At 56.4% G+C, this 22,760-nt stretch carries 26 protein-coding genes; 19 read left to right on the forward strand and 7 right to left on the reverse strand.

Annotated features, from left to right (window positions below; genetic code table 11):
* Positions 1-144: 144 nt before the first annotated feature.
* Genes ulaA through ACB496_RS02195 form a run of 6 tightly spaced genes read left to right on the forward strand, consistent with a single transcriptional unit; the run spans position 145 to position 4,553 of the window.
* A complete protein-coding gene (ulaA, locus tag ACB496_RS02170) occupies positions 145-1,542 on the forward strand; it encodes a PTS ascorbate transporter subunit IIC (RefSeq protein WP_129035686.1) in 1,398 nt (465 codons plus the stop codon).
* Between the two features lie 15 nt (positions 1,543-1,557).
* On the forward strand, positions 1,558-1,863 hold the full coding sequence (gene ulaB, locus ACB496_RS02175; protein ID WP_100777882.1) for a PTS ascorbate transporter subunit IIB: 306 nt from the start codon (positions 1,558-1,560) through the stop codon (positions 1,861-1,863).
* Between the two features lie 9 nt (positions 1,864-1,872).
* Positions 1,873-2,340 (forward strand): PTS ascorbate transporter subunit IIA, encoded by a 468-nt coding sequence (gene ulaC / locus ACB496_RS02180; protein ID WP_102104443.1) that lies wholly within the window; start codon positions 1,873-1,875, stop codon positions 2,338-2,340.
* Between the two features lie 13 nt (positions 2,341-2,353).
* Positions 2,354-3,004: a 3-keto-L-gulonate-6-phosphate decarboxylase UlaD gene (ulaD, locus tag ACB496_RS02185; RefSeq protein ID WP_100777880.1), complete on the forward strand. Its 651-nt coding sequence runs from the start codon at positions 2,354-2,356 to the stop codon at positions 3,002-3,004.
* Between the two features lie 9 nt (positions 3,005-3,013).
* A complete protein-coding gene (locus ACB496_RS02190) occupies positions 3,014-3,880 on the forward strand; it encodes an L-ribulose-5-phosphate 3-epimerase (protein ID WP_371974234.1) in 867 nt (288 codons plus the stop codon).
* The gene (locus ACB496_RS02195) at positions 3,867-4,553 is read left to right on the forward strand and encodes an L-ribulose-5-phosphate 4-epimerase (protein ID WP_371974235.1); all 687 of its coding nucleotides are present in this window, start codon (positions 3,867-3,869) and stop codon (positions 4,551-4,553) included. Before ACB496_RS02190 ends, ACB496_RS02195 begins: the two co-directional genes overlap by 14 nt.
* 78 nt (positions 4,554-4,631) lie before the next feature.
* Here the strand turns inward: ACB496_RS02195 and yjfY are convergent, their stop codons facing one another.
* Positions 4,632-4,907: a DUF1471 family protein YjfY gene (gene yjfY, locus ACB496_RS02200; protein WP_100777877.1), complete on the reverse strand. Its 276-nt coding sequence runs from the start codon at positions 4,905-4,907 to the stop codon at positions 4,632-4,634.
* 342 nt (positions 4,908-5,249) lie between these two features.
* Between yjfY and rpsF the strand changes: the two genes are divergently transcribed.
* From rpsF to ACB496_RS02225, 5 genes are all read left to right on the forward strand, one after another.
* Positions 5,250-5,645, forward strand: coding sequence for a 30S ribosomal protein S6 (gene rpsF, locus ACB496_RS02205; RefSeq protein WP_100777876.1), 396 nt, complete (start codon positions 5,250-5,252; stop codon positions 5,643-5,645).
* Between the two features lie 6 nt (positions 5,646-5,651).
* Positions 5,652-5,966, forward strand: coding sequence for a primosomal replication protein N (priB, locus tag ACB496_RS02210; protein WP_100777875.1), 315 nt, complete (start codon positions 5,652-5,654; stop codon positions 5,964-5,966).
* Positions 5,967-5,970: 4 nt separating this feature from the next.
* Entirely contained in the window at positions 5,971-6,198 is a 228-nt protein-coding gene (rpsR, locus tag ACB496_RS02215; RefSeq protein ID WP_000135199.1) for a 30S ribosomal protein S18, read from the forward strand.
* Positions 6,199-6,239: 41 nt separating this feature from the next.
* A complete protein-coding gene (gene rplI / locus ACB496_RS02220; RefSeq protein ID WP_059179941.1) occupies positions 6,240-6,689 on the forward strand; it encodes a 50S ribosomal protein L9 in 450 nt (149 codons plus the stop codon).
* Positions 6,690-6,841: 152 nt separating this feature from the next.
* Positions 6,842-7,777, forward strand: a complete 936-nt coding sequence (locus ACB496_RS02225) for a DMT family transporter (RefSeq protein WP_371974236.1) — start codon at positions 6,842-6,844, stop codon at positions 7,775-7,777.
* A gap of 34 nt (positions 7,778-7,811) precedes the next feature.
* On the opposite strand, the gene ACB496_RS02230 is transcribed toward ACB496_RS02225, so the two are convergent.
* Complete coding sequence (locus tag ACB496_RS02230) at positions 7,812-8,456, reverse strand: OapA family protein (RefSeq protein ID WP_371974237.1); 645 nt, start codon at positions 8,454-8,456, stop codon at positions 7,812-7,814.
* Positions 8,457-8,689: 233 nt separating this feature from the next.
* Between ACB496_RS02230 and fklB the strand changes: the two genes are divergently transcribed.
* Together fklB and cycA are read left to right on the forward strand one after the other, a co-directional pair.
* Positions 8,690-9,310, forward strand: a complete 621-nt coding sequence (gene fklB, locus ACB496_RS02235) for an FKBP-type peptidyl-prolyl cis-trans isomerase (RefSeq protein WP_181827225.1) — start codon at positions 8,690-8,692, stop codon at positions 9,308-9,310.
* A 309-nt stretch (positions 9,311-9,619) separates the two neighbouring features.
* On the forward strand, positions 9,620-11,029 hold the full coding sequence (gene cycA, locus ACB496_RS02240) for a D-serine/D-alanine/glycine transporter (RefSeq protein WP_100777871.1): 1,410 nt from the start codon (positions 9,620-9,622) through the stop codon (positions 11,027-11,029).
* Positions 11,030-11,116: 87 nt separating this feature from the next.
* Here the strand turns inward: cycA and ytfE are convergent, their stop codons facing one another.
* Positions 11,117-11,779 carry an iron-sulfur cluster repair protein YtfE gene (gene ytfE, locus ACB496_RS02245; RefSeq protein WP_371974238.1) on the reverse strand — a complete coding sequence of 221 codons (663 nt, stop codon included), beginning with the start codon at positions 11,777-11,779 and terminating at the stop codon, positions 11,117-11,119.
* A 248-nt stretch (positions 11,780-12,027) separates the two neighbouring features.
* On the opposite strand from ytfE, the gene ACB496_RS02250 reads away from it, so the two are divergent.
* Positions 12,028-13,677 carry a methyl-accepting chemotaxis protein gene (locus ACB496_RS02250; protein WP_100777869.1) on the forward strand — a complete coding sequence of 550 codons (1,650 nt, stop codon included), beginning with the start codon at positions 12,028-12,030 and terminating at the stop codon, positions 13,675-13,677.
* Between the two features lie 79 nt (positions 13,678-13,756).
* On the opposite strand, the gene ACB496_RS02255 is transcribed toward ACB496_RS02250, so the two are convergent.
* The 3 genes from ACB496_RS02255 to ACB496_RS02265 form a co-directional block, all read right to left on the reverse strand.
* Positions 13,757-14,725: a DMT family transporter gene (locus ACB496_RS02255; protein WP_371975205.1), complete on the reverse strand. Its 969-nt coding sequence runs from the start codon at positions 14,723-14,725 to the stop codon at positions 13,757-13,759.
* Positions 14,726-14,800: 75 nt separating this feature from the next.
* Positions 14,801-15,625, reverse strand: a complete 825-nt coding sequence (locus ACB496_RS02260; protein ID WP_371974239.1) for an AraC family ligand binding domain-containing protein — start codon at positions 15,623-15,625, stop codon at positions 14,801-14,803.
* A gap of 81 nt (positions 15,626-15,706) precedes the next feature.
* Entirely contained in the window at positions 15,707-16,555 is an 849-nt protein-coding gene (locus tag ACB496_RS02265) for an SDR family oxidoreductase (RefSeq protein ID WP_371974240.1), read from the reverse strand.
* Between the two features lie 169 nt (positions 16,556-16,724).
* Between ACB496_RS02265 and ACB496_RS02270 the strand changes: the two genes are divergently transcribed.
* Genes ACB496_RS02270 through ACB496_RS02290 form a run of 5 tightly spaced genes read left to right on the forward strand, consistent with a single transcriptional unit; the run spans position 16,725 to position 20,661 of the window.
* Positions 16,725-17,084 carry a copper resistance protein gene (locus tag ACB496_RS02270; protein ID WP_371974241.1) on the forward strand — a complete coding sequence of 120 codons (360 nt, stop codon included), beginning with the start codon at positions 16,725-16,727 and terminating at the stop codon, positions 17,082-17,084.
* A 48-nt stretch (positions 17,085-17,132) separates the two neighbouring features.
* Positions 17,133-19,145 carry a protein-disulfide reductase DsbD family protein gene (locus ACB496_RS02275; RefSeq protein WP_371974242.1) on the forward strand — a complete coding sequence of 671 codons (2,013 nt, stop codon included), beginning with the start codon at positions 17,133-17,135 and terminating at the stop codon, positions 19,143-19,145.
* A 2-nt stretch (positions 19,146-19,147) separates the two neighbouring features.
* A complete protein-coding gene (locus ACB496_RS02280; protein ID WP_312155545.1) occupies positions 19,148-19,732 on the forward strand; it encodes a DsbA family protein in 585 nt (194 codons plus the stop codon).
* On the forward strand, positions 19,722-20,225 hold the full coding sequence (locus tag ACB496_RS02285; protein WP_371974243.1) for a protein disulfide oxidoreductase: 504 nt from the start codon (positions 19,722-19,724) through the stop codon (positions 20,223-20,225). Before ACB496_RS02280 ends, ACB496_RS02285 begins: the two co-directional genes overlap by 11 nt.
* 49 nt (positions 20,226-20,274) lie before the next feature.
* Positions 20,275-20,661: a winged helix-turn-helix transcriptional regulator gene (locus ACB496_RS02290; protein ID WP_100777862.1), complete on the forward strand. Its 387-nt coding sequence runs from the start codon at positions 20,275-20,277 to the stop codon at positions 20,659-20,661.
* A gap of 58 nt (positions 20,662-20,719) precedes the next feature.
* Here the strand turns inward: ACB496_RS02290 and ACB496_RS02295 are convergent, their stop codons facing one another.
* Positions 20,720-22,663, reverse strand: coding sequence for a bifunctional 2',3'-cyclic-nucleotide 2'-phosphodiesterase/3'-nucleotidase (locus ACB496_RS02295; protein WP_371974244.1), 1,944 nt, complete (start codon positions 22,661-22,663; stop codon positions 20,720-20,722).
* Positions 22,664-22,760 lie beyond the last annotated feature (97 nt).

The raw sequence follows: 22,760 nt of genomic DNA on the forward strand, positions 1-22,760 counted from the left end.
TCACTATAAAGTGCAGGGAAATAATTTGCGTGACACGTCACAAATAATCAAATGCAATCTTGTGGTGATTATTTGTGATTACTAGAGTGAGGACACTTCTTGTACGCAGTTTATCCTTCGTACCCTCACTTTCTGGAGTGTGTTATGGAAATCCTCTACAGCGTCTTTACCGTTTTCTTCAACCAGGTAATGACCAATGCGCCGCTGTTGTTGGGTATTGTGACTTGCCTCGGCTATATCCTGTTACGGAAAAGCGCGAGCGTAATTGTTAAAGGCACCATCAAAACGATTATCGGGTTTATGTTGCTGCAGGCAGGGTCAGGTATATTAACCAGCACGTTCAAGCCTGTTGTCGCCAAAATGTCGGAAGTTTACGGCATTAACGGTGCCATCTCTGACACCTACGCCTCAATGATGGCGACCATTGAACGCATGGGCGACGCTTACAGCTGGGTGGGGTATGCGGTGCTGCTCGCGCTGGCGTTGAACATTACGTTCGTCCTGCTGCGGCGTATTACCGGCATTCGCACCATCATGCTCACCGGGCACATCATGTTCCAGCAGGCGGGTCTGATTGCCGTCTTCTTCTATATCTTCGGCTACCCGATGTGGACCACCATTATCTGCACGGCAGTGCTGGTGTCGCTCTACTGGGGTATCACCTCCAACATGATGTACAAACCGACGCAGGAAGTGACCGACGGCTGCGGTTTCTCGATTGGTCACCAGCAGCAGTTTGCCTCCTGGATTGCGTATAAAGTTGCGCCGTACCTCGGTAAGAAAGAGGAGAGCGTTGAAGATCTCAAACTGCCCGGCTGGCTGAATATCTTCCACGACAATATTGTCTCCACTGCCATCGTCATGACCCTCTTTTTTGGCGCGATCCTGCTCTCCTTTGGCATTGACGTTGTGCAGGCAATGGCCGGCAAAACCCACTGGACTATCTACATTCTGCAAACGGGCTTCCAGTTCGCGGTGGCGATTTTCATCATCACCCAGGGCGTGCGCATGTTTGTGGCTGAACTTTCCGAAGCCTTCAACGGTATCTCTCAGCGCCTGATCCCCGGTGCCGTTCTGGCGATCGACTGTGCGGCAATCTATAGCTTTGCGCCGAACGCCGTGGTGTGGGGCTTTATGTGGGGCACCATCGGCCAGCTGATTGCCGTGGGCATTCTGGTTGGCTGCGGCTCCTCCATTCTGATCATTCCCGGCTTTATCCCGATGTTCTTCTCTAACGCCACCATCGGCGTGTTTGCTAACCACTTCGGCGGCTGGCGCGCGGCGCTGAAGATTTGTCTGGTGATGGGGATGATCGAAATCTTCGGCTGCGTATGGGCGGTCAAACTGACCGGCATGAGCGCCTGGATGGGCATGGCCGACTGGTCGATTCTGGCGCCGCCGATGATGCAGGGCTTCGCCTCTATCGGGCTCGCGTTTATGGCCATCATTATCCTGATTGCACTGGTTTATATGGTCTTCGCCGGACGCGCACTTCGCGCTGAAGAAGACGCAGAGAAACAACTGGCAGAGCAGTCTGCTTAATAAGGAGTTTTGATTATGACCGTACGTATTCTGGCAGTGTGTGGTAACGGACAGGGCAGCTCCATGATCATGAAAATGAAAGTGGACCAGTTTCTCACCGGGCAGGGCGTTGATCATTCGGTAAATAGCTGTGCCGTGGGCGAATACAAAAGCGAACTGAGCGGGGCAGATGTGATTATTGCCTCCACGCATATCGCAGGGGAGATCACGGTGACGGGCAATAAATATGTGGTGGGCGTGCGCAACATGCTCTCTGCTGCCGATTTTGGTCCGAAGCTGATGGAGGTCATCAAAGCGCACTTCCCTGGCGATATCAAATAAGGACGCGTCATGAAATTACGAGATTCGCTGGCGGAAAATCATTCCATCCTGCTTCAGGCCGAGGCCAGCACCTGGCAGGACGCCGTCAAACTGGGCGTCGATTTGCTGGTTAACGCCGATGTGGTTGAGCCGCGCTATTACCAGGCCATCCTCGATGGCGTGGCGCAGCACGGCCCGTACTTTGTTATCGCACCGGGTCTGGCTATGCCGCATGGCCGCCCGGAAGAGGGCGTTAAAAAAACCGGTTTTGCGCTGGTGACGCTGAAGTCGCCGCTGGTGTTTAACCATGAAGATAACGACCCGGTCGATATCCTGATCACCCTGGCGGCAGTCGATGCGACGACTCACCAGGAGGTGGGCATCATGCAGATCGTTAACCTGTTTGATGATGAAGCCAATTTCGACCGTTTACGCGCCTGCCGTACCGAGCAGGAAGTGCTGGAATTAATCGATCACGCCACTGCGGCGGCAGTTTAAGAGGGAATTGAAAATGTCATTACCGATGTTGCAGGTCGCACTGGATAACCAAACGATGGCCCATGCGTATGAAACCACGCGTCTGATTGCTGAAGAGGTGGACATCATCGAAGTCGGCACCATTCTATGCGTCGGAGAAGGTGTTCGCGCCGTCCGTGACCTGAAAGCGCTATACCCGCATAAAATCGTATTGGCCGACGCCAAGATCGCCGACGCCGGGAAAATTCTCTCCCGCATGTGTTTTGAAGCGAACGCAGACTGGGTGACGGTGATTTGCTGTGCCGATATCAATACCACCAAAGGCGCGCTGGAAGTGGCAAACGAATTCAATGGCGATGTACAGATTGAGCTGACCGGCTACTGGACCTGGGAGCAGGCGCAAGAGTGGCGTGATGCGGGCATTCAGCAGGTGGTGTATCACCGCAGCCGCGACGCGCAGGCCGCTGGTGTGGCCTGGGGCGACGCGGATATCAGCGCAATTAAACGTCTTTCGGAGATGGGCTTCAAAGTGACGGTGACCGGCGGCCTGGCGCTGGAGGATTTACCGCTGTTTAAAGGCATTCCGATTCACGTCTTTATTGCCGGGCGCAGCATTCGTGATGCGGTTTCACCGGTAGAGGCTGCGCGTCAGTTTAAACGCTCCATCGCCCAGCTGTGGGGATAAGGAGCGGATATGTTATCGAAACAGGTCCCGCTCGGGATCTACGAAAAAGCACTCCCTGCCGGGGAGTGCTGGCGGGAACGCCTGCAACTGGCGCGTCAGTTGGGGTTCGATTTTGTTGAAATGTCGGTAGATGAGACCGATCTTCGTCTCGCGCGTCTCGACTGGAGACGTGAACAGCGGCTGGCGCTGGTCAATGCGGTGGCGGAAACGGGCGTGCGGGTGCCGTCAATGTGCTTAAGTGCGCACCGCCGTTTTCCGCTGGGGAGCGAAGATGACCCGATTCGTGACCAGGGGCTGGAGATCATGCGTAAAGCCATCACTTTCGCGCAGGATGTCGGGATTCGCGTCATCCAGCTGGCGGGCTATGACGTCTATTATCAGGAGGCCAATGACGAAACGCGGCGTCGCTTTCGTGAGGGGCTGAAGCAAAGCGTAGAAATGGCCAGCCGTGCCCAGGTGACGCTGGCGATGGAGATCATGGATTATCCGCTGATGAACTCCATCAGCAAAGCGCTGGGCTACGCGCACTATCTCAATAATCCGTGGTTCCAGATCTATCCTGATATCGGCAATCTCTCGGCGTGGGATAACGACGTACAAATGGAGTTGCAGGCAGGTTGCGGGCATATCGTAGCTGTTCACGTCAAAGACACACGTCCCGGCGTATTCAAAAACGTACCGTTCGGCACCGGGGTGGTGGATTTCGAACAGTGCTTCCGGACACTCAAACAGAGCGGTTATTGCGGGCCTTATTTGATTGAGATGTGGAGCGAAACGGCAGACGACCCACTAGCGGAAGTGGCGAAAGCGCGCGACTGGGTTTGCGAGCGCATGGCGCGGGCGGGATTGCGGGAGGCGGCTCATGCAACAGCTTAAACAGCAGGTCTATGACGCGAATATGGATTTGCCGCGCTACGGCCTGGTGACGTTCACCTGGGGCAACGTGAGTGCTATCGACCGCGTGCGCGGGTGGGTGGTCATCAAACCAAGCGGGGTGGCGTATGACGTTATGCAGCCAGAGGATATGGTGGTAGTGGATCTTGAGGGTAACGTAATCGAGGGGAAATGGAATCCTTCCTCGGATACGGCAACTCATCTGGCGCTGTACCGCCGCTATCCTACCCTTGGCGGCGTGGTGCATACCCACTCTACCCATGCGACAGCCTGGGCGCAGGCCGGGCTCGCTATCCCGGCACTCGGCACTACGCACGCCGACTATTTCTTCGGTGATATTCCCTGTACCCGGCCATTAACCGAAGCAGAAGTACAGGGTGAATATGAGCTGAATACGGGCAAGGTCATCATCGAGACGATCGGCGAGTGCGAGCCGCTGCATACGCCGGGGATTGTCGTCTGGCAACACGGCCCGTTTGCGTGGGGCAAAAATGCTCACGAGGCGGTGCACAACGCGGTAGTACTTGAAGAGGTGGCGAAGATGGCGTGGATTGCGCGCGGAATCAATCCGCAGCTACAGCCCATTGATCGCTATTTGATGAACAAGCACTATCTGCGCAAGCATGGCCCTGATGCTTATTACGGGCAGAAATAAAAAAAGCCCCCGGGCAGGGGGCAAGTCAAACTATGGCTATGTTCTCGTTTTGGCTTTCCTGGTGCTAGCGTCAAAGTCTTATCGATAGATATCTGCGCTTGCATGCATATTGCCGTTGCTACCGGGCTCACGGGTCAAAATGACGTGGTAGTACTTTGCGCCCGATGCATCAGTCTCTTCATTCAGCGCCTGATCTGCTTCACTTTCGGTGGCGAAGTTATGATTTATGTAAATTACGCCTAAGCTCTGCACATCATCCATATTTCTGGCCTGTCGACCGTCGATCTTGATGGCTGCCATCGCGTTTGCACTGAGCAAAAGCGCAGCCAGAATGGCTATTACGATTTTTTTCATGATATGCGCTCCACGACTGCGTGCTGTGTGACGGTTTTCCTCTCCTTATTCGCCTGGGATAGGGTCTGATTAAAGTGTAATCGCTAATAGTGTGGGGAATGGCGACCATTTCTGATGCTGTTGTTCAAAAAAGTAGCGCTTTCCGATGTGTCTAATTTTAAATCATCCACTTAGGCCAGCTTTACGCTTTGTGCGAATTATTTGTGCAATCAGCTTGAGTTTATGGGGGTTCGCAATTAGAATGACGCGTCAATTTTTCGGCCGCCCTTTAACACGTTCCTTGCCTCCATGGGCCGCGGCTGACCCAGACAGGAGGCTGAATAATCCGTAAGGAGCAATTCGATGCGTCATTACGAAATCGTTTTTATGGTCCATCCTGACCAGAGCGAACAGGTTCCGGGTATGATCGAACGTTACACTGGTGCAATCACTGCAGCAGAAGGTACGATCCACCGTCTGGAAGACTGGGGCCGCCGTCAGCTGGCTTACCCGATCAACAAACTGCACAAAGCTCACTACGTTCTGCTGAACGTTGAAGCTCCGCAGGAAGTGATCGATGAGCTGGAAACTAACTTCCGCTTCAACGACGCCGTTATCCGCAGCATGGTAATGCGTACTAAGAACGCAGTTACCGAAGCATCTCCGATGGTTAAAGCGAAAGACGAGCGCCGTGAGCGTCGCGATGATTTCGCAAACGAAACCGCAGATGATTCTGATGCTGGGGATTCTGAAGAGTAATTTCTGATGACCAACCGTCTGGTGTTGTCCGGTACCGTGTGCAGGACCCCCCTTCGTAAGGTCAGCCCATCAGGAATTCCTCATTGCCAGTTCGTGCTTGAGCATCGTTCTGTGCAGGAGGAAGCCGGGTTTCACCGGCAGGCGTGGTGCCAAATGCCCGTTATTATTAGCGGACACGAAAACCAGGCCATTACTCACAGTATAACGGTCGGCTGTGCAGTCACCGTTCAGGGGTTCATCTCTTGCCACAAGGCAAAGAACGGCCTGAGCAAAATGGTTCTGCATGCCGAGCAGATTGATTTGATAGATTCTGGAGACTAGCCATATGGCACGTTATTTCCGTCGTCGCAAGTTCTGCCGTTTCACCGCGGAAGGCGTTCAAGAGATCGACTATAAAGATATCGCAACGCTGAAAAACTACATCACCGAAAGCGGTAAGATTGTCCCAAGCCGTATCACCGGTACTCGTGCAAAATATCAGCGTCAGCTGGCTCGCGCTATCAAACGCGCTCGCTACCTGTCCCTGCTGCCGTACACTGATCGTCATCAGTAATCGGGCACGGTCCATTAATACGACTTTAAGAGGATAAGGTAATGCAAGTTATTCTGCTTGATAAAGTAGCAAACCTGGGCAGCCTGGGTGATCAGGTTAACGTTAAAGCGGGTTACGCACGTAACTTCCTGGTTCCACAGGGTAAAGCTGTTCCAGCTACTAAGAAAAACGTTGAGTTTTTCGAAGCACGTCGTGCTGAACTGGAAGCCAAACTGGCTGACGTTCTGGCGGCTGCTAACGCTCGTGCTGAAGCAATCAATGCACTGGGCACCGTTACCATCGCGTCTAAATCTGGCGACGAAGGTAAACTGTTCGGTTCTATCGGTACCCGCGACATCGCTGACGCTGTAACTGCAGCTGGCGTTGAAGTGGCTAAGAGCGAAGTTCGCATGCCGAACGGCGTTCTGCGTACCACTGGTGAGCACGAAGTGGACTTCCAGGTTCACAGCGAAGTGTTCGCTAAACTGGTTGTTAACGTTGTAGCTGAGTAATTTTTTACTTAGTTAGCGTCTAAGCGCCGGCCTTGTGCCGGCGTTTTGTTTTTTTAGCCCCGCCAGAATCACACCTCTCAACTTGTATGGTAGCAATTCCCGTCGCAATCCCTGATAATAATTGAAACGCTATTTTATCTTTGAGATTTGCTATGGATGCCTCTCAGCCCGTATCCCTGTTTGCCCGTAAGAATATCGCCTACGCCAGCGCCACGCTCTGCTGCCTGCTGTGGGGAAGCTCTTATCCGGCGATCAAAAGCGGCTACGAACTTTTTCAGATAGCCACCGACGATATTCCGTCGAAAGTGGTCTTTGCCGGCTACCGTTTTCTCTTTGCAGGTCTGCTACTGCTGATGTTTGCCCTCGCGCAACGCAAACCCATCGCCCGGCTCACGCCCCGGCAGTTTGGGCAGCTGATACTGCTGGGCCTGACGCAAACGTCAATCCAGTACGTTTTCTTCTATGTGGGTCTCGCGTACACGACCGGCGTGAAAGGGTCGATCATGAATGCGACCGGAACCTTCTTCAGCGTACTGCTCGCGCACTTTATCTATCAAAACGACAAACTCAGCTATAACAAAACCATCGGCTGTATTCTGGGCTTTGCGGGCGTGATGCTGGTGAATTTCAACAGTGGATTACTGGATTTTCACTTTGTCTGGAACGGCGATGGTTTTGTGGTGCTGGCGGCGTTCATCCTCTCGGCAGCCACGCTGTACGGGAAACGTATTTCGCAAACCGTCGATCCCACGGTGATGACTGGGTGGCAGCTGGCCATTGGTGGGCTGGTGCTGGTGGTAGGAGGCTACTCGACGGGTGGGCGGCTGGAAGTGCACAGCACGGCTGCAGTGGCCGTTCTCGGCTATTTGACGCTGCTCTCGTCCGTGGCCTTTGCACTGTGGAGTATGCTGCTCAAAGTAAATCGCGTCAGCATGATAGCCCCCTTCAACTTTGTCATTCCCGTTGCCGGTACCGTGCTGTCCGCCATTTTCCTCGGGGAAAACATTCTGGAGATCAAATACGCTATCGCGCTGGTGCTGGTCTGTTCGGGGATCTGGTGGGTGAATAAGGCGAAAAAAACCGCCTGATGTGAATGCCCGGCCAGTGTGACCGGGCTTTCGGCTACTTCACGCGGATAAAGCTGCCGTTTGGCTCACGCATAAACAGCACCTGCTGGCCGCTGCCGGTATCAATCGTCAGCCCTGTCACCACGCCGCTGGCGTTCTGGCGAATCTGTACCATCTGGCCATTCTGCAAATTACTCAGGGGTTTTCCTTCGCCCTCTACCTGCGCCATGGCGTACACATCGGTCGGTGGCAGATTATGGTCGCGGAAGAGCTGCGCCATGGTTTTACCCGGCTCGACGCGATAGGAGCGCCACTGCTGTTCAATACCGGTGGGCTGCTGCGCCTGCGACTGAACAGGCGCTGCGGCTTGTTCCTGCGGCTGCTCTTCCTGAATCGGTTCCGGGGAGACCGGCGCCACCTGGCCTGGATCGTTTGAAGGCGTGACCAGCTGCGTTTGCATCGGCTGTTGATCGGGCTGTGGCCGCGACTGCGACTGAATATCTAACTGCGCATTACGCGTGACAGACTGCGTATCGCTGCTGTCATCGCCAGAAGGAAGCAGGAACCCAATCACCACCACCAGGGCGGCAATAATCACGCCTCTGCGATGGAAGGGCGGCAGCGGATCCATGATGCGAAAGTTGTCCGGCGCATGCCAGATTTTCGCCAGGGTAGGTTTCAGTTCAAATCGCCCGGGCATGGCTCTCCTCCTGCTCCGCATCATTATAATCCTGTCCTGAGAAGTATAGTCTGCTAACTGCCTGAATGGCGTAGTAAACCCGACTCGTGTGACTCACGTTTAGGAAAACACCTGGTCACCTCTATTGTTTCTGTTTCAGCGCAGTTTGTCATCTTAACTTAAGACAAAGTTTTACCCATAAGGGCGTGGCTGATATGCTGCCCGCTACTTTAAATGTGATGGAAGGAAAACCCATGACCACCCCGACTTTTGACACTATCGAAGCGCAGGCAAGCTACGGTATCGGTTTGCAGGTAGGACAGCAGCTGAGCGAATCCGGCCTGGAAGGACTGTTACCTGAAGCACTGGTGGCGGGTATCGCTGACGCGCTGGAAGGCAAACACCCGGCTGTACCGGTAGACGTTGTACATCGCGCACTGCGTGAAGTTCACGAACGTGCGGATGCCGTTCGTCGCGAGCGTTTTGAAGAGATGGCCGCCGAAGGCGTGAAATACCTGGAAGAGAACCGTGAGAAAGAGGGCGTGAACAGCACCGAATCCGGCCTGCAGTTCCGCGTCATCGCTCAGGGCGAAGGCGCAATCCCGGCACGTACTGACCATGTACGCGTGCACTACACCGGTAAACTGATCGACGGTACGGTGTTCGACAGCTCTGTCGCCCGTGGCGAACCGGCTGAATTCCCGGTCAACGGCGTGATCCCTGGCTGGATCGAAGCGCTGACGCTGATGCCTGTAGGTTCCAAATGGGAACTGACTATCCCACAGAACCTGGCTTACGGCGAGCGTGGCGCTGGCGCGTCCATCCCGCCATTCAGCACCCTGGTGTTTGAAGTCGAGCTGCTGGAAATTCTGTAATCGGCACACGCATTTCCTCTCCCCCGAAAGGGAGGGGAAATAGTGAGAAAACCTATAGTTAAGCCGATATCAATATTTTATCTTGCAAAGCTACGAGTTGCGTGTATTTTTGTGAGCTGTTTCGCGTTGTATGAGTGATATGACACTCACTTTAAACATATTATTAACATAATATCTATTTCATAGTATTCATCCCGCCGATTCTTACCTACTATCGATGAGTCCTTTTTAAGGGACCGTCACATCATGACGTAACTAAAGGCCAGAAGAGCCTTAACAACACAGACAGGCATAACAGGAAAAAAACACATGGTAGATCAGGTAAAAGTCGTTGCCGACGAAGAGGCTTCGTCTGAACAGTCGCTACGGCGCAATCTCACAAACCGTCATATTCAGCTTATCGCCATCGGCGGTGCCATCGGCACAGGGCTGTTCATGGGGTCGGGCAAAACCATCAGTCTTGCCGGGCCGTCGATCATCTTCGTCTATATGATCATCGGTTTTATGCTGTTCTTCGTGATGCGTGCAATGGGTGAATTGCTGCTCTCGAATCTCGAATACAAATCTTTTAGCGACTTCGCTTCTGACCTGCTCGGCCCCTGGGCGGGATACTTTACCGGCTGGACGTACTGGTTCTGCTGGGTGGTCACCGGCATGGCTGACGTTGTCGCCATCACCGCCTACGCGCAGTTCTGGTTCCCCGGTCTTTCCGACTGGGTGGCGTCCCTTGCGGTGATCGTCCTGCTGCTGAGCCTCAACCTCGCCACCGTAAAAATGTTTGGTGAGATGGAGTTCTGGTTTGCGATGATCAAAATCGTCGCCATCGTCGGGCTGATTGTCGTGGGGCTGGTGATGGTGCTGACGCACTTCCAGTCACCGACCGGCGTGCAGGCTTCCTTTACACACCTGTGGAATGACGGCGGCTGGTTCCCGAAAGGGCTGAGCGGCTTCTTTGCTGGCTTCCAGATTGCGGTGTTCGCCTTCGTGGGTATTGAGCTGGTGGGCACCACCGCTGCGGAAACCAAAGATCCGGAGAAATCCCTGCCGCGCGCAATCAACTCCATCCCTATTCGTATCATCATGTTCTACGTCTTTGCGCTGATCGTCATTATGTCCGTGACGCCGTGGAGCTCCGTCGTTCCAACCAAAAGCCCGTTCGTAGAACTGTTCGTGCTGGTTGGTCTGCCTGCTGCGGCAAGCCTGATTAACTTCGTGGTGCTGACGTCGGCGGCCTCTTCTGCCAACAGCGGCGTGTTCTCGACCAGCCGTATGCTGTTCGGTCTGGCGCAGGAAGGCGTGGCACCCAGCGCTTTCGCGAAGCTCTCCAAACGTGCCGTACCGGCGAAAGGGCTAACCTTCTCTTGTATCTGCCTGCTGGGCGGTGTGGTGATGCTGTACGTCAACCCGAGCGTGATTGGTGCATTCACCATGATCACCACGGTCTCCGCGATCCTGTTCATGTTTGTCTGGACCATCATCCTCTGCTCGTACCTGGTGTACCGCAAACAGCGTCCCCAGCTGCATGAGAAATCCATCTACAAAATGCCGCTCGGCAAGCTGATGTGCTGGGTCTGTATGGCGTTCTTCGTGTTTGTGCTGGTTCTGTTGACGCTGGAAGATGACACCCGTCAGGCGCTGATCGTGACGCCGCTGTGGTTCATTGCGCTGGGGTTAGGCTGGCTGTTTATCGGTAAGAAACGTATGGCAGGCATGCGCTAAGTCTGTTGCCGGGGCGCGTTTCGCCTCTTCGGCACACTAAGGCACAAAACAGAGGCCCGGTAAGCGTTCACGCAACCGGGCCTTTTTTTATTCCCCGGCTAATGCACGCGGGAACAGGACGTTATTTTCCAGACTGATGTGTTCCATCAGATCGTCGATCATCTCGTTAATGCCGTTGTACATCGCTTTCCAGGTTGTGCAGGCGTCTGGCGGCGGCGTCACGTTATTGGTGGTGTGTTTGATCACCTCCAGCAGTTCGCCCGCGTCGTCGTGCTCGCTCTCCATGACGCTGATCGGTCCCATCGCCTGCGTACCCATGCCCTGTTTGATCATCGGGAAGAGGATCTGCTCCTCTTTCATCATGTGGCTGGATAACTCTTCGTGCAGCATGGTCAGGTATTTCGCCAGGCCGCGCGGTACGGAGGCTTTATCGGCATGCACGCGCTCAACTTTGGTTGCCTGCAGAATCAGTTCCGGGAGCTGTTCGCGATGACGGTCGTGGTAACGCACGATGATGTGGTCGATGATTTCCGCCAGCGCCACGCTGCGCCAGTCTTTCTCGATGGGCTGTTCGGCCAGCTGCGCCAGTTCAGTTTCAATCGCATCAACATCCAGCGCCTTACGCAATGCCGCACGCGCCAGCGTTTGCTTCCCGCCGCAGCAGTAGTCCATATCGTATTTACGAAACAGCGCAGATGCGCGCGGGATGGAGAGCGCCAGCTCGCCTAAAGGTTGGTCGCGGAAGGCCATCGTCGTTACCTCATCATTAAGAATATAAGATGCATTTTAAATGCATCTTTATGGCGAAGCTATAACCCTTTGGGGGCAGCGGCGAAAATGAGAGATCCGTCACATTTATTTTGTTGTATTAACCTGCTGAATGGATTTGAAAAATTCCGCGAATGGGCTTCTCATGCCGGAGAAGGCGTTAAACAACCCCGCGCCCCTGCCGATAGATACAGGTCAGATAAAATCCTGCAGATAACTAAAGGCATCGCATGTTTAAACGTATAAAAGTCATCACCCTCTTAATCTCGGTGTTGCTCGGGCTAGGCGCCGTTCAGCTGATCTCCGCCGGGGTATTCATCAATGCTCTGAATAATGACAAAGACAATTTCACCGTTTCTCAGCTCTCCAGCCAGAACGTCGCGGAATTTACTGACGCCTGGATCAGCCTCAACCAGGCGCGCGTCACCCTCAACCGTGGAATGCTCCGTTTGCAGAGCAGCGTGGCGAGCCAAATTAACGGCGGGCAGTTGAATGAGCTGGTCGCTACCGCGAAAAACCTGCTGACGGAAGCGCAGGGTCATTACGATAAATATTACGCCCTGCCGGAAACGCCGGGAATGGACGAAAACCTCTCCAAACAGCTGGAAGAGCAGTACCGCGTCTACTCCGCCACTCTGACGCAAATGAACACCTTACTGGCACAGGGCAACCTGGAAGATATGTTCAAGCAAAACGCCGAGCAAAAGCAGACCGCGATGCAAAAGGTGTATCGCGAGTGGCGTGAAGCGCAGGCGAAGCTGACCAGCAAAGGCATTCAGGACAATGAAAGCGACTATACGCGTATCCTGTGGATCCTCTCCGCCATTATGGTGGTGGTCGCAGCGGTAATTATTACCAGCTGGATTGCGATGCGCCGCGTGCTGTTGCTCCCGTTGCATGATGTCATCAGCCATATCCGCGCGATTGCGGCAGGCGATCTGACGCAGCCGATCGACGCCCAGGGCAAGAACGAAATGGCGGTACTGGCGCGTAACGTGCAAGAGATGCAAACCGCACTGGCGAACACCGTCGGCGTGGTGCGCGAAGGGGCTGACACAATCTATACGGGCGCCGGTGAAATTTCCGCCGGCAGCAACGATCTCTCCTCCCGCACCGAGCAGCAGGCCGCGTCGCTGGAAGAGACCGCCGCGAGCATGGAACAGCTGACCGCCACCGTGAAGCAAAACGCCGATAACGCCCGTCAGGCGTCCCGACTGGCGCTGGATGCATCAACCACCGCCAAAAAAGGCGGCAGCGTGGTGGAAGGCGTAGTGCGCACGATGGATGAGATTGCCACTAGTTCCAGCAAAATTGCCCAGATCACTAACGTGATCGACGGCATTGCCTTCCAGACCAACATCCTGGCTCTCAACGCGGCGGTAGAAGCGGCGCGTGCAGGCGAGCAGGGCCGTGGTTTTGCAGTTGTGGCAGGGGAAGTCCGTACTCTGGCCCAGCGTAGCGCTCAGGCCGCGAAAGAGATCAAAGCGCTGATCGATGATTCAGGCGATCGCGTCAACGCCGGTTCTGCACTGGTGAATCAGGCCGGGGAGACCATGTCTGAGATCGTGAATGCCGTCACCCGCGTGACCGATATCATGGGCGAAATCGCCTCGGCGTCCGACGAGCAGAGCCGTGGTATCGATCAGGTCGGGCAGGCGGTCGCCGAGATGGATCGCGTGACTCAGCAGAACGCCTCGCTGGTGGAAGAGTCAGCGGCAGCCGCGGCGGCGCTGGAAGATCAGGCTGCGCGCCTGAACGAAGCGGTCGCGGTGTTTAAAATCACCCGCGGTCAGGCGGTAAAAGCGGCACCGGTGAAAACCTACGTCGCAAAAGCTAAACCCGCAGCAGCGATGGTTGACGGGAACTGGGAAACCTTCTGACAGAGGCCGGAGGGCGCTTGCGTCCATCCGGCTACTACAATCCACGCCCGGAAAGCCCTGACGCTTTCCGGGCGTGGTGTCAAACCTGCGAAACCGTCACCACGGTCGGTTTTTCCGGCTTCGCTCTGACGGCAATCACCACCCCCACCACCAGCAGCAAAATCCCGCACCCCGTTAACAGCGGCGGCACGCTCTGGCGCATCAGGAAGGTATAAAGCAGCCCGGCCAGGGTTTCAAAGACAATCAACGGCCCAAGAATCACCGTCGGCAATTTCTGGCTGGCGATATTCCAGCACAAAGCACCCACCCACGAGCACAGCACCGCAATCGCCACCATCAGGCCGACAAACACCCACGGACGCGGCCCGAACGGCAGGGCAAACTCCGGCTGTTGCAGCCCCAGCCACCAGCAAGATGCGATGTAGCCGAGCAGCGATACCGGCAGCGTCACCAGCGCCTGGGCGGTGGCCCACATCATCGGATGTTTATCCGGGTTTTCCCGCAGCCAGCGGGCGTTACGCAGGGCATACCACGCCCAGCAGACCACGGAGATCGACGCCAGCAAAATCCCCGACCCGTAACGCCAGCCGTCAAACTCATCGACACGCGCATGACGCAGCTCGGCGATGTTCACGAACGCCAGACCGATTGCGATACACACCAGCGCAGGCAGCATTTTCGACCACGCCAGTTTACCGTCGCGATGGCTATAGAGCAGGTTGGCGAACACCGGAATCACCACCGGCAGGGTGCCGATAATCATGGTCGACACGGGCGCGCCGGTGCGTTGAATGGCGCTGGCCAGACAAACGTAATAGATCAGATTGCCCATCATGGTCAGGCCCAGGGCGGTGACCCAGTCGCCGCGACTCAGCTGACGCAGGCGAGCGCGCCCCATCCACGCCAGCGGCAGGGCGAAAAGCCCTAGCGCCAGATAGCGCCCCATCGACTGCAACATTGCCGGGTATTCCGGCACAATGAGCGGGCCGACAAAAATTAATCCCCACATCAAACCCGCCAGCAGGGCATACAACACGCCGCTAATCATTTTGCTATCCACGTAAGAGAAACCTGCGCACAGTGTAGAAAGAGGTCCGCCGGGAATATTGTATGAGATTGCGCATTAGCGCCGTACGACCTGCTTCTGGTAGCGAACGGGGGTAATGCCGTAGCGATGGGTAAAGGCGCGGGTGAGATGAGACTGATCGGTCAGCCCGGTCGCGGCGGCCACTTCAGCGGCCGGCATGCCGAGGGTGAGAAACGCTTTGGCACGCCACAGGCGGATCGCCATCAGCATCTGGTGCGGCGTCACGTGAAAGTGCGCTTTGAACTGGCGCTGGAAATGGTACGGACTCAGCGAGACCACACGCGCCAGCTCATCCAGGGTCACCGGATGCATATAGTTGTCGTGCAGGTACTCGCGCGTCCGCTCGAAGCGGTGCGCCCCTTCCTGAATGACCGGAGCATGGCGCGCCAGTGGCTGAAATGTCTCGATCAGATCCAGCAGTAAGCCCTTCTGGGCCAGCGGATCGTCCGTGTGCCACAGTCCGTAAATCAGCTGACAGATCTGCTGCGAACGCAGCGGGTCGTGTCGCGTGACGTCGCTAAACCACCAGTGGCGAATGCCGGTCACCTCTTCGAGCAGATCGGGATCGAGATACACCATCCGGTAGCGCCAGCCGTCTTCAGTGGCGGCCTCGCCGGTGTGCAACTCGTCGGGATTCATGGTGACAACAGAGTGAACGGGCGCGACATGCTGCGCGCCACGATAGCGAAAGCGTTCGGCTCCGGCTTCTATCGCGCCGATCCCGAAGGCTTCGTGGGTGTGAGGTTCAAAGGCGTAACGTGAGATATGCGCATGATACAGTTCGACGCCCGGCACCTGCGGCAGATGGCGAAAGCGCGCGCTGTCTCTCTCATCAATGAACTGTTCGGGTACGCCTTGCACGGTGAGCCTCCAGGTGGGTCATCTTTTCATTATCAGAGATGACCCACGGGGATGCCACTAAAATTAACCACCACTTAACAATTACAGAATGCCTTTGATGCTCTCAGCCAGCGGCGTGGTCGGGCGACCGATCAGTTTGCTCAAGGTACGGCTGTCGTCGAACAGACCACCCTTCGAGGCTCCGACATCGGAATCTGCCAGCATATCCGCCAGCCCGGCCGGTAAGCCCACGCTTTTCAGCGCGGCGGCGAAATCGGCTTCGCTCATGTTCTGATAGGTCACCGGTTTTCCGCTCTGCTTGCTCAGCTCGGCAGCCAGTTCGCTCAGCGTCCACGCCGTGTCGCCAGCCAGTTCGTACACGTTGCCTGCGTGACCCTCTTCCGCGATCACTTTCGCCGCTGCAGCCGCATAATTTTCGCGTGTGGCTGCGGCGATTTTACCGTCACCCGCCGCGCCGATAAACACGCCGTGCTCCAGGGCCGGTGGTGCGCTGGCGAGATAGTTTTCGGTGTACCAGCCGTTACGCAGCAGGGCGTAAGGAATGCCGGACTCGGCCAGCGCCTTTTCGGTGGCGATGTGTTCATCGCGCAGGCCGAGTGGCGACTTATCCGCATGGAGCAGACTGGTGTAGGCGATAAATTTCACGCCCGCCGCTTTTGCCGCGTTGATAACATTCTGATGCTGGGTCGCACGCTGGCCGACCTCGCTTGAGGAGATCAGCAGCAGTTTCTCCACGCCGCTCAGGGCGGTGGTGAACGCGGCCTGGTCGGTGTAATCCGCCTGGCGAACGGTAATGCCTTTCTGGCTCAGGGCGTCGGCTTTTGCCGGGTTACGTACAATTGCCACGATCTCGCTGGCAGGAACGGTTTTAAGCAGGTTGTTGATAACGTGTTGGCCAAGCTGGCCGGTTGCGCCGGTAATTGCGATCATGAGTTATTTCCTCGTTGTTTGCATGGTATGACGGAACATTACCACCCTTACTAACTTTTAGTAAGTACGTACAAAAAGGTAAGTGTTAAATTTGTCATCACGACGTTTCTTTACAGCACAGCGCCTTTTTTGCCGCTAAGATATCCGCCTGAATTTGATTGAGGCGTCTATGATCCCCCGTCAGCGTAAAGCTTTTCTTCTTGTCGCTCTGGCATGTCTGGTGGTGCTTGTCTGCACCACTCAGCGCATGGCGGGGCTGCACGCGCTGGTGATGAACGCCGCTTCCGTGGCTCAGCAAACGGTAGAGCAGGCTGGCGACAGCGATTCCCCGGTCACCCCCTGTGAGCTGAGTGCCAAATCCCTGCTGGCAACACCGCCGATCATGTTTGAAGGCGCGCTGTTTGCCATCACGCTGGTCCTGGCGGTGCTGGCCGCCGTACCCCATCGCCCGGTGCGCCGCTGGCCGCCTCGCGTCATCTCTCCGCCCCGATTGCGGGTGCATCTGCGACTCTGCGTATTCCGTGAATGATTAATTGCCTGCTAATTCAGGTTAATTAATTATTTATGGAGAAAATAAATGTATGCATTTTTAAGGCAGCTTGTGCTCTGCCTGTTCTGGCTATGGCTGCCCGTCAGTCAGGCCGCCGACAGCGGCTGGCTTCGCGCTGCGGATAATGATCACGCCAGCGTTCGCGTGCGGGCAGATGCCCGGCAAGGGCACGACACGCGCCTGCTGCTGGATGTCCGTCTCGAAAAAGGCTGGAAAACCTACTGGCGATCGCCCGGAGAGGGCGGCATCGCCCCGGCGATAAGCTGGAACACACCGCTGGAGATGGACTGGCGCTGGCCGGTGCCGCAGCGTTTCGAGGTGGCAGGCATTACCACGCAGGGCTACGACGGTAACGTGTCGTTTCCGATCACCCTGCGCGGCGCAATACCTGCGAAACTGACGGGCGTGCTCACGCTCTCCACCTGCAGCAACGTCTGCATCCTGACGGACTACCCCTTTGCGCTGGATCTCAGTGCGCCCGCCGATCCGCAATTTAGCTACGATTTCAGCCGCGCGCTGGGTACGCTGCCGCTCAAGGAAGGGCTCACTTCCGATCTAAGCGCCGGTTTCGGTGACGAAAAGCTTCGTATCACCGCCACTCGCGAGGCGGGCTGGCAAAAGCCCGAGCTGTTTATCGACACCCTGGCCGACACGGATTTTGGCAAACCGGTTTACCGGATTGACGGCCAGACCCTGACCGCGACGCTTCCCGTCAGCGACGGCTGGGGAGACAGCGCACCGGATCTACGGGGCAAAACCCTGTCGCTGGTCCTCGCCGATAGCGGTCAGGCGCAGGAGAGTCAGGTGACGGTGGCCGACGCGCCATCCGGTGACGCCCCGTTTAGCCTGGCGTGGATTCTGCTGATGGCGCTGGCCGGAGGGCTGATCCTCAACGTCATGCCGTGCGTCCTGCCGGTGCTGGCGATGAAACTGGGCAGTGTCGTGCAGGCCTCGTCGACTCATCGCCGCGTGGTGCGTCAGCAGTTTATGGCCTCGGCCGCCGGGATCGTGACCTCGTTCCTCGCGCTGGCGCTGATGATGACGGCGCTGCGTCTCAGCAATCAGGCGCTCGGCTGGGGCATCCAGTTCCAGAACCCGTGGTTTATCGCCGCGATGGTGCTGGTGATGGTGGGCTTCAGCGCCAGCTTGCTGGGGCTGTTTGAAATCAGGCTCTCCTCCGCTGTCTCTACGTTTCTCGCCACGCGGGGCGGCAATGGTCTGGTGGGTCATTTCTGCCAGGGAGCCTTTGCGACGCTGCTGGCAACTCCGTGCACCGCGCCGTTTCTCGGCACGGCAGTTTCGGTGGCGCTGGTCGCCCCGTTGTCCCTGCTGTGGGGGATATTCCTGGTGATGGGGATCGGCATGAGCCTGCCGTGGCTGTTGATCGCTGCATGGCCAGGGCTGGCGCTGCGCCTGCCGCGTCCGGGACGCTGGATGAACGTCGTGCGGATAATCCTCGGCCTGATGATGCTCGCGTCAGGGCTGTGGCTTGCCAGCCTGCTCGCCGTTCACATTGGGCGAGTGCCGACGCAGGCATTAGGCGCGTTCATCGTCATCACGCTGCTGATCGCCACGCTATGGCGCTGGGGATGGCGGGTGGCGTTGTGGAGTGCCCTGGCCGCGATGGTGTCGCTCGGTATTTCCCTTCAGCTCATCGGCGCCGGTCAACCGGGGCTGGCGAAAGATCACATCGTCTGGCAGCCGCTCAGCGAACAGGCGATTACCGCCGCGTTGGCCGACAACAAACGGGTCTTCGTCGATGTCACCGCCGACTGGTGCGTGACCTGCAAAGCGAACAAATACAACGTGCTGCTACGCGACGAGGTGCAAAACGCCCTCAGCGAGCCGGATGTGGTTGCGCTGCGCGGCGACTGGAGCCGTCCATCCGAGACGATTAGCCAGTTCCTCCGCGCGCGTCAGAGTGCCGCCGTCCCCTTCAACCAAATTTATGGCCCCGGGCTGGAGCAAGGCCGCATATTGCCGCCGCTGCTGGATCGTGACGATCTCCTTCAGACCCTGAATAACGCCAAAGGACACTAACAATGCGTATTTTAACCTTGATCATGCTGTTCTGTTTTTCGACCCTGAGTTTTGCCGCTGAACCCGATCTGGAGAATTTGCTCTGGAATGATCCCGACACGCCTGCGATGGGCGCAGAAAAACCACGCCTGACGCTGGTGTCGTTTACCGATTACAACTGCCCCTACTGCAAGCAGTTTGACCCGGAGCTTGAGAAGATTGTGCATAAATTTCCGGACGTCAAACTGGTGGTGAAACTGCTGCCGTTTCGCAGTGAAAGCTCGGCCCACTCAGCGCGAATTGCGCTGACGGCCTGGCGACAGCAGCCTCAGCAGTATTGGGCGCTGCACCAGCGATTGATGTCGAAGAAAGGCTATCACGACGAGGCTTCTATCCTGGCCGCACAGCAGAAAACGGGCACGGGTGCCATCAAGGCCGATGAGAAAAGTGGCGAAACCCTGCAAATGAATTTGATTCTTGCTCAGGTGCTGGGCGTGCAGGGCACTCCGGCGACCCTGGTCGGCAAAACCCTGGTGCCGGGCGCTATTCCGTACGACGACCTGGAGGCGCTGGTGAAGCAAGAGCTGGCGAAGCCAGATGCGCAGTAAAACGCTGCGCTGGCTGCGTGAGGGTATTGTCTGGCTGCTGATTGCCCTCGCGGCAGTGCTGATCACCGATCAGTTCCGCAAACCTGCGCTTCCATCGACCTTTATCAGCACGCCGCTGCAGACGCTGGACGGCGAATCGGTGGATCTGGCGCAGCGCAGCCACGACAGACCGCTGCTGGTGTATGTCTGGGCGACCTGGTGTGGCGTATGCCGCTACACCACGCCGTCGGTGGCAGAGATGGCAGAGGAGGGGAGAAACGTCATCAGCGTGGCGCTGCGTTCCGGTGACGATGCCACGCTGAGCCATTGGCTGGCGAAAAAACGCTACGGAATGCCGACGGTCAACGACCCTCAGGGCCAGCTCGCACGCCGCTGGCAGGTGCAGGTGACCCCGACGGTGCTGATCGTCTCGCGCGGAGAGGTCAAATCCATTACCACGGGTTACACCAGCGGCTGGGGCATGAAGCTGCGGCTCTGGTGGGCGGGATTTTGATGTGGCATAATATCACTAACTTTTAGTTAGTATGTGTGAAAAGATCAGTATGAAAACAGCAATCCCTACCCTCAGCGAGCAAATGCGCGACGGCAACCTGTTTGCCGAGCAGTGTCCGTCCCGTGAAGTGCTCAAACACGTCACCAGCCGTTGGGGCGTGCTGATTCTGGTGGCGTTGCGCCAGGGCACGCATCGCTTTAGCGACCTGCGTCGTAAAATGGGTGGCGTCAGCGAGAAGATGCTGGCGCAGTCATTACAGGCGCTGGAGCAGGATGGATTTGTGAATCGCGTGTCGTATCCGGTGGTGCCTCCGCACGTGGAGTACAGCCTCACGCCGCTGGGCGATGAGGTGAGCGAGAAGGTCGCCGCGCTGGTGGACTGGATCGAGGTAAATACGCCGCAGGTGTTGGCTCATCGCGAGGATCGTGCGGCGTGATTGCCGCACGGCGTTAACCTTTACCCGGCCTGCCATTGTGCAGGCCGGGTAAATACGTTTACTTGCTCAAATCCACCTGATAAATCGCGAATCCGATATCATCGGTCCCGGTCTTGCTCATCGGATACTGCGCTTTGTCTTTAATAAACGCCGCCGCTTTGTCAGACGGTGACGTCTCAAAACGAATATCCAGCTTAGACGCGCCCTGAATCGGGGCCAGACGCCAGTTGTTGTCTGCCGCCGGATGGATCGCGCCATCCTTTTTCGACTGCTCCCCAATCCACGCCGCCAGCACCGAGCGGTTCTCGTCCGGTGATGCAAACGCGATATGGCTATCGCCGGTCCCGGCGAATTTGCCGCCGTACGCGCGATAGTTATTGGTCGCGACCAGGAATACCGCGTTCGGGTCGATCGGTTTACCCTTGAAGGTCAGATGCTTGATACGTTCCGCCTGCGGGTTCACCGTCTGGCACTCGCCGTCGTATTTCGCCGGCTGTGACACGTCGATCTGGTATTCCACGCCGTCGATCACGTCGAAGTTATAGGTGCGGAAACCGTCCCAGTTGATCAGCGACTGCGGCTTACTGTTGTGAACGTCGATCTGGTTAAACTGACCGGCGGAACACTCCAGCCACTCTTTCACCTCTTTCCCCGTGGCTTTTACCACCACCAGCGTGTTCGGATAGAGGTAGAGATCCGCCGCGTTGCGGAAGGTGAGCTGACCTTTTTCCACTTCAACGTAGCTGGCCGGATCGTTTTTACGCCCACCGACTTTAAACGGAGCCGCGGCGGAAAGCACCGGCAGTTTCGCCAGGTCCGGATCGCCCTGAATAAAGCGCTCAACGTAGGCTTTCTGCGCCATATTCACCACCTGAACAGTGGGATCGTCCTGCACCAGCGCCAGGTAGCTGTACATATTGTCGGAGGATTTCCCGACCGGCTTGCTGACAAATTCGCGGGTCGCATCGTGATCGTGTTTCAGCACGTTCAGGATATTTTTATCTTCGGCCGCCAGCGATTTTTTCGCCGCCGCGTCGTAGATTGGGCGCGCTTCGGCTTTCGACTGGGTCACCTGCCATTTTCCGCCATCGTTATTCAGCACCAGGTCCACCACGCCCAGATGATCGCCCCACATGCCGGGCATCACCGACGGCACGCCGTTGAGGGTTCCTTTCTCGATATCGGCACCTTTAATGCTGGCGAAATCTTTGCCTGGGAAGACCGCGTGCGCGTGACCAAACAGAATGGCGTCAACGCCCGGTACTTCGCTGAGGTAATAGACGGAGTTCTCGGCCATCGCCTGATACGGATCGGCAGACAGCCCGGAGTGCGCCACTACGACCACCAGATCAGCCCCTTTCTCACGCATTTCCGGAACATACTTGCGCGCGGTTTCGGTGATGTCATTAACGGTCACTTTGCCCGAGAGATTGGCTTTATCCCAGGTCATGATCTGCGGTGGCACAAACCCGATATAGCCGATTTTCAGCGTCTGCTTTTTACCGTCCTGATCCACGACCTCAGTCTCTTTAATCAGATAGGGCGTAAATAGCGGCTTTTGAGTCTTAACGTCGATAATATTGGCGTTAACGTACGGGAATTTTGCGCCAGCGAGCGCCATATGCAGATAATCCAGCCCGTAGTTAAACTCGTGGTTTCCGAGGTTACCGACGGCGTAATCCAGGGTATTCAACGCCTTATAAACCGGGTGAATATCGCCTTTTTTCAGCCCCTTCGCCGCCATGTAATCGCCGAGCGGACTACCCTGAATTAAGTCGCCGTTATCGACCAGCACGCTGTTTTTCACCTCGCCGCGCGCGGCGTTAATCAAACTTGCGGTGCGTACCAGTCCGAATTTTTCGGTCGGGGTATCTTTGTAGTAATCGAAATCCATCATGTTGCTATGCAGGTCGGTAGTTTCCAGAATGCGAAGATCTACCGTCGCGGCCTGCACGCTTGCGGCAATCAGCGTTGCCAGGAGCGTTGCGCTAAACTTAATCATCAGAGGAGTCCTTTTTACGATCCAAGCCACAAAAGAATATGTATGTATATTTTGTTGCTTACAGAAGTGTGAATCCTGCCAGAAAAAAGCGTCGTGA

Source organism: Lelliottia nimipressuralis, from assembly GCF_041464075.1.
Lineage (GTDB): Bacteria > Pseudomonadota > Gammaproteobacteria > Enterobacterales > Enterobacteriaceae > Enterobacter > Enterobacter nimipressuralis.

What these genes read in the sequence shown, in the direction of transcription:
- ulaA (WP_129035686.1), top strand. Translation starts at nt 145, where the DNA reads ATGGAAATCCTCTACAGCGTCTTTACCGTTTTCTTCAACCAGGTAATG.
- ulaB (WP_100777882.1), top strand. Translation starts at nt 1,558, where the DNA reads ATGACCGTACGTATTCTGGCAGTGTGTGGTAACGGACAGGGCAGCTCC.
- ulaC (WP_102104443.1), top strand. Translation starts at nt 1,873, where the DNA reads ATGAAATTACGAGATTCGCTGGCGGAAAATCATTCCATCCTGCTTCAG.
- ulaD (WP_100777880.1), top strand. Translation starts at nt 2,354, where the DNA reads ATGTCATTACCGATGTTGCAGGTCGCACTGGATAACCAAACGATGGCC.
- ACB496_RS02190 (WP_371974234.1), top strand. Translation starts at nt 3,014, where the DNA reads ATGTTATCGAAACAGGTCCCGCTCGGGATCTACGAAAAAGCACTCCCT.
- ACB496_RS02195 (WP_371974235.1), top strand. Translation starts at nt 3,867, where the DNA reads ATGCAACAGCTTAAACAGCAGGTCTATGACGCGAATATGGATTTGCCG.
- yjfY (WP_100777877.1), bottom strand. Translation starts at nt 4,907, where the DNA reads ATGAAAAAAATCGTAATAGCCATTCTGGCTGCGCTTTTGCTCAGTGCA.
- rpsF (WP_100777876.1), top strand. Translation starts at nt 5,250, where the DNA reads ATGCGTCATTACGAAATCGTTTTTATGGTCCATCCTGACCAGAGCGAA.
- priB (WP_100777875.1), top strand. Translation starts at nt 5,652, where the DNA reads ATGACCAACCGTCTGGTGTTGTCCGGTACCGTGTGCAGGACCCCCCTT.
- rpsR (WP_000135199.1), top strand. Translation starts at nt 5,971, where the DNA reads ATGGCACGTTATTTCCGTCGTCGCAAGTTCTGCCGTTTCACCGCGGAA.
- rplI (WP_059179941.1), top strand. Translation starts at nt 6,240, where the DNA reads ATGCAAGTTATTCTGCTTGATAAAGTAGCAAACCTGGGCAGCCTGGGT.
- ACB496_RS02225 (WP_371974236.1), top strand. Translation starts at nt 6,842, where the DNA reads ATGGATGCCTCTCAGCCCGTATCCCTGTTTGCCCGTAAGAATATCGCC.
- ACB496_RS02230 (WP_371974237.1), bottom strand. Translation starts at nt 8,456, where the DNA reads ATGCCCGGGCGATTTGAACTGAAACCTACCCTGGCGAAAATCTGGCAT.
- fklB (WP_181827225.1), top strand. Translation starts at nt 8,690, where the DNA reads ATGACCACCCCGACTTTTGACACTATCGAAGCGCAGGCAAGCTACGGT.
- cycA (WP_100777871.1), top strand. Translation starts at nt 9,620, where the DNA reads ATGGTAGATCAGGTAAAAGTCGTTGCCGACGAAGAGGCTTCGTCTGAA.
- ytfE (WP_371974238.1), bottom strand. Translation starts at nt 11,779, where the DNA reads ATGGCCTTCCGCGACCAACCTTTAGGCGAGCTGGCGCTCTCCATCCCG.
- ACB496_RS02250 (WP_100777869.1), top strand. Translation starts at nt 12,028, where the DNA reads ATGTTTAAACGTATAAAAGTCATCACCCTCTTAATCTCGGTGTTGCTC.
- ACB496_RS02255 (WP_371975205.1), bottom strand. Translation starts at nt 14,725, where the DNA reads ATGATTAGCGGCGTGTTGTATGCCCTGCTGGCGGGTTTGATGTGGGGA.
- ACB496_RS02265 (WP_371974240.1), bottom strand. Translation starts at nt 16,555, where the DNA reads ATGATCGCAATTACCGGCGCAACCGGCCAGCTTGGCCAACACGTTATC.
- ACB496_RS02270 (WP_371974241.1), top strand. Translation starts at nt 16,725, where the DNA reads ATGATCCCCCGTCAGCGTAAAGCTTTTCTTCTTGTCGCTCTGGCATGT.
- ACB496_RS02275 (WP_371974242.1), top strand. Translation starts at nt 17,133, where the DNA reads ATGTATGCATTTTTAAGGCAGCTTGTGCTCTGCCTGTTCTGGCTATGG.
- ACB496_RS02280 (WP_312155545.1), top strand. Translation starts at nt 19,148, where the DNA reads ATGCGTATTTTAACCTTGATCATGCTGTTCTGTTTTTCGACCCTGAGT.
- ACB496_RS02285 (WP_371974243.1), top strand. Translation starts at nt 19,722, where the DNA reads ATGCGCAGTAAAACGCTGCGCTGGCTGCGTGAGGGTATTGTCTGGCTG.
- ACB496_RS02290 (WP_100777862.1), top strand. Translation starts at nt 20,275, where the DNA reads ATGAAAACAGCAATCCCTACCCTCAGCGAGCAAATGCGCGACGGCAAC.
- ACB496_RS02295 (WP_371974244.1), bottom strand. Translation starts at nt 22,663, where the DNA reads ATGATTAAGTTTAGCGCAACGCTCCTGGCAACGCTGATTGCCGCAAGC.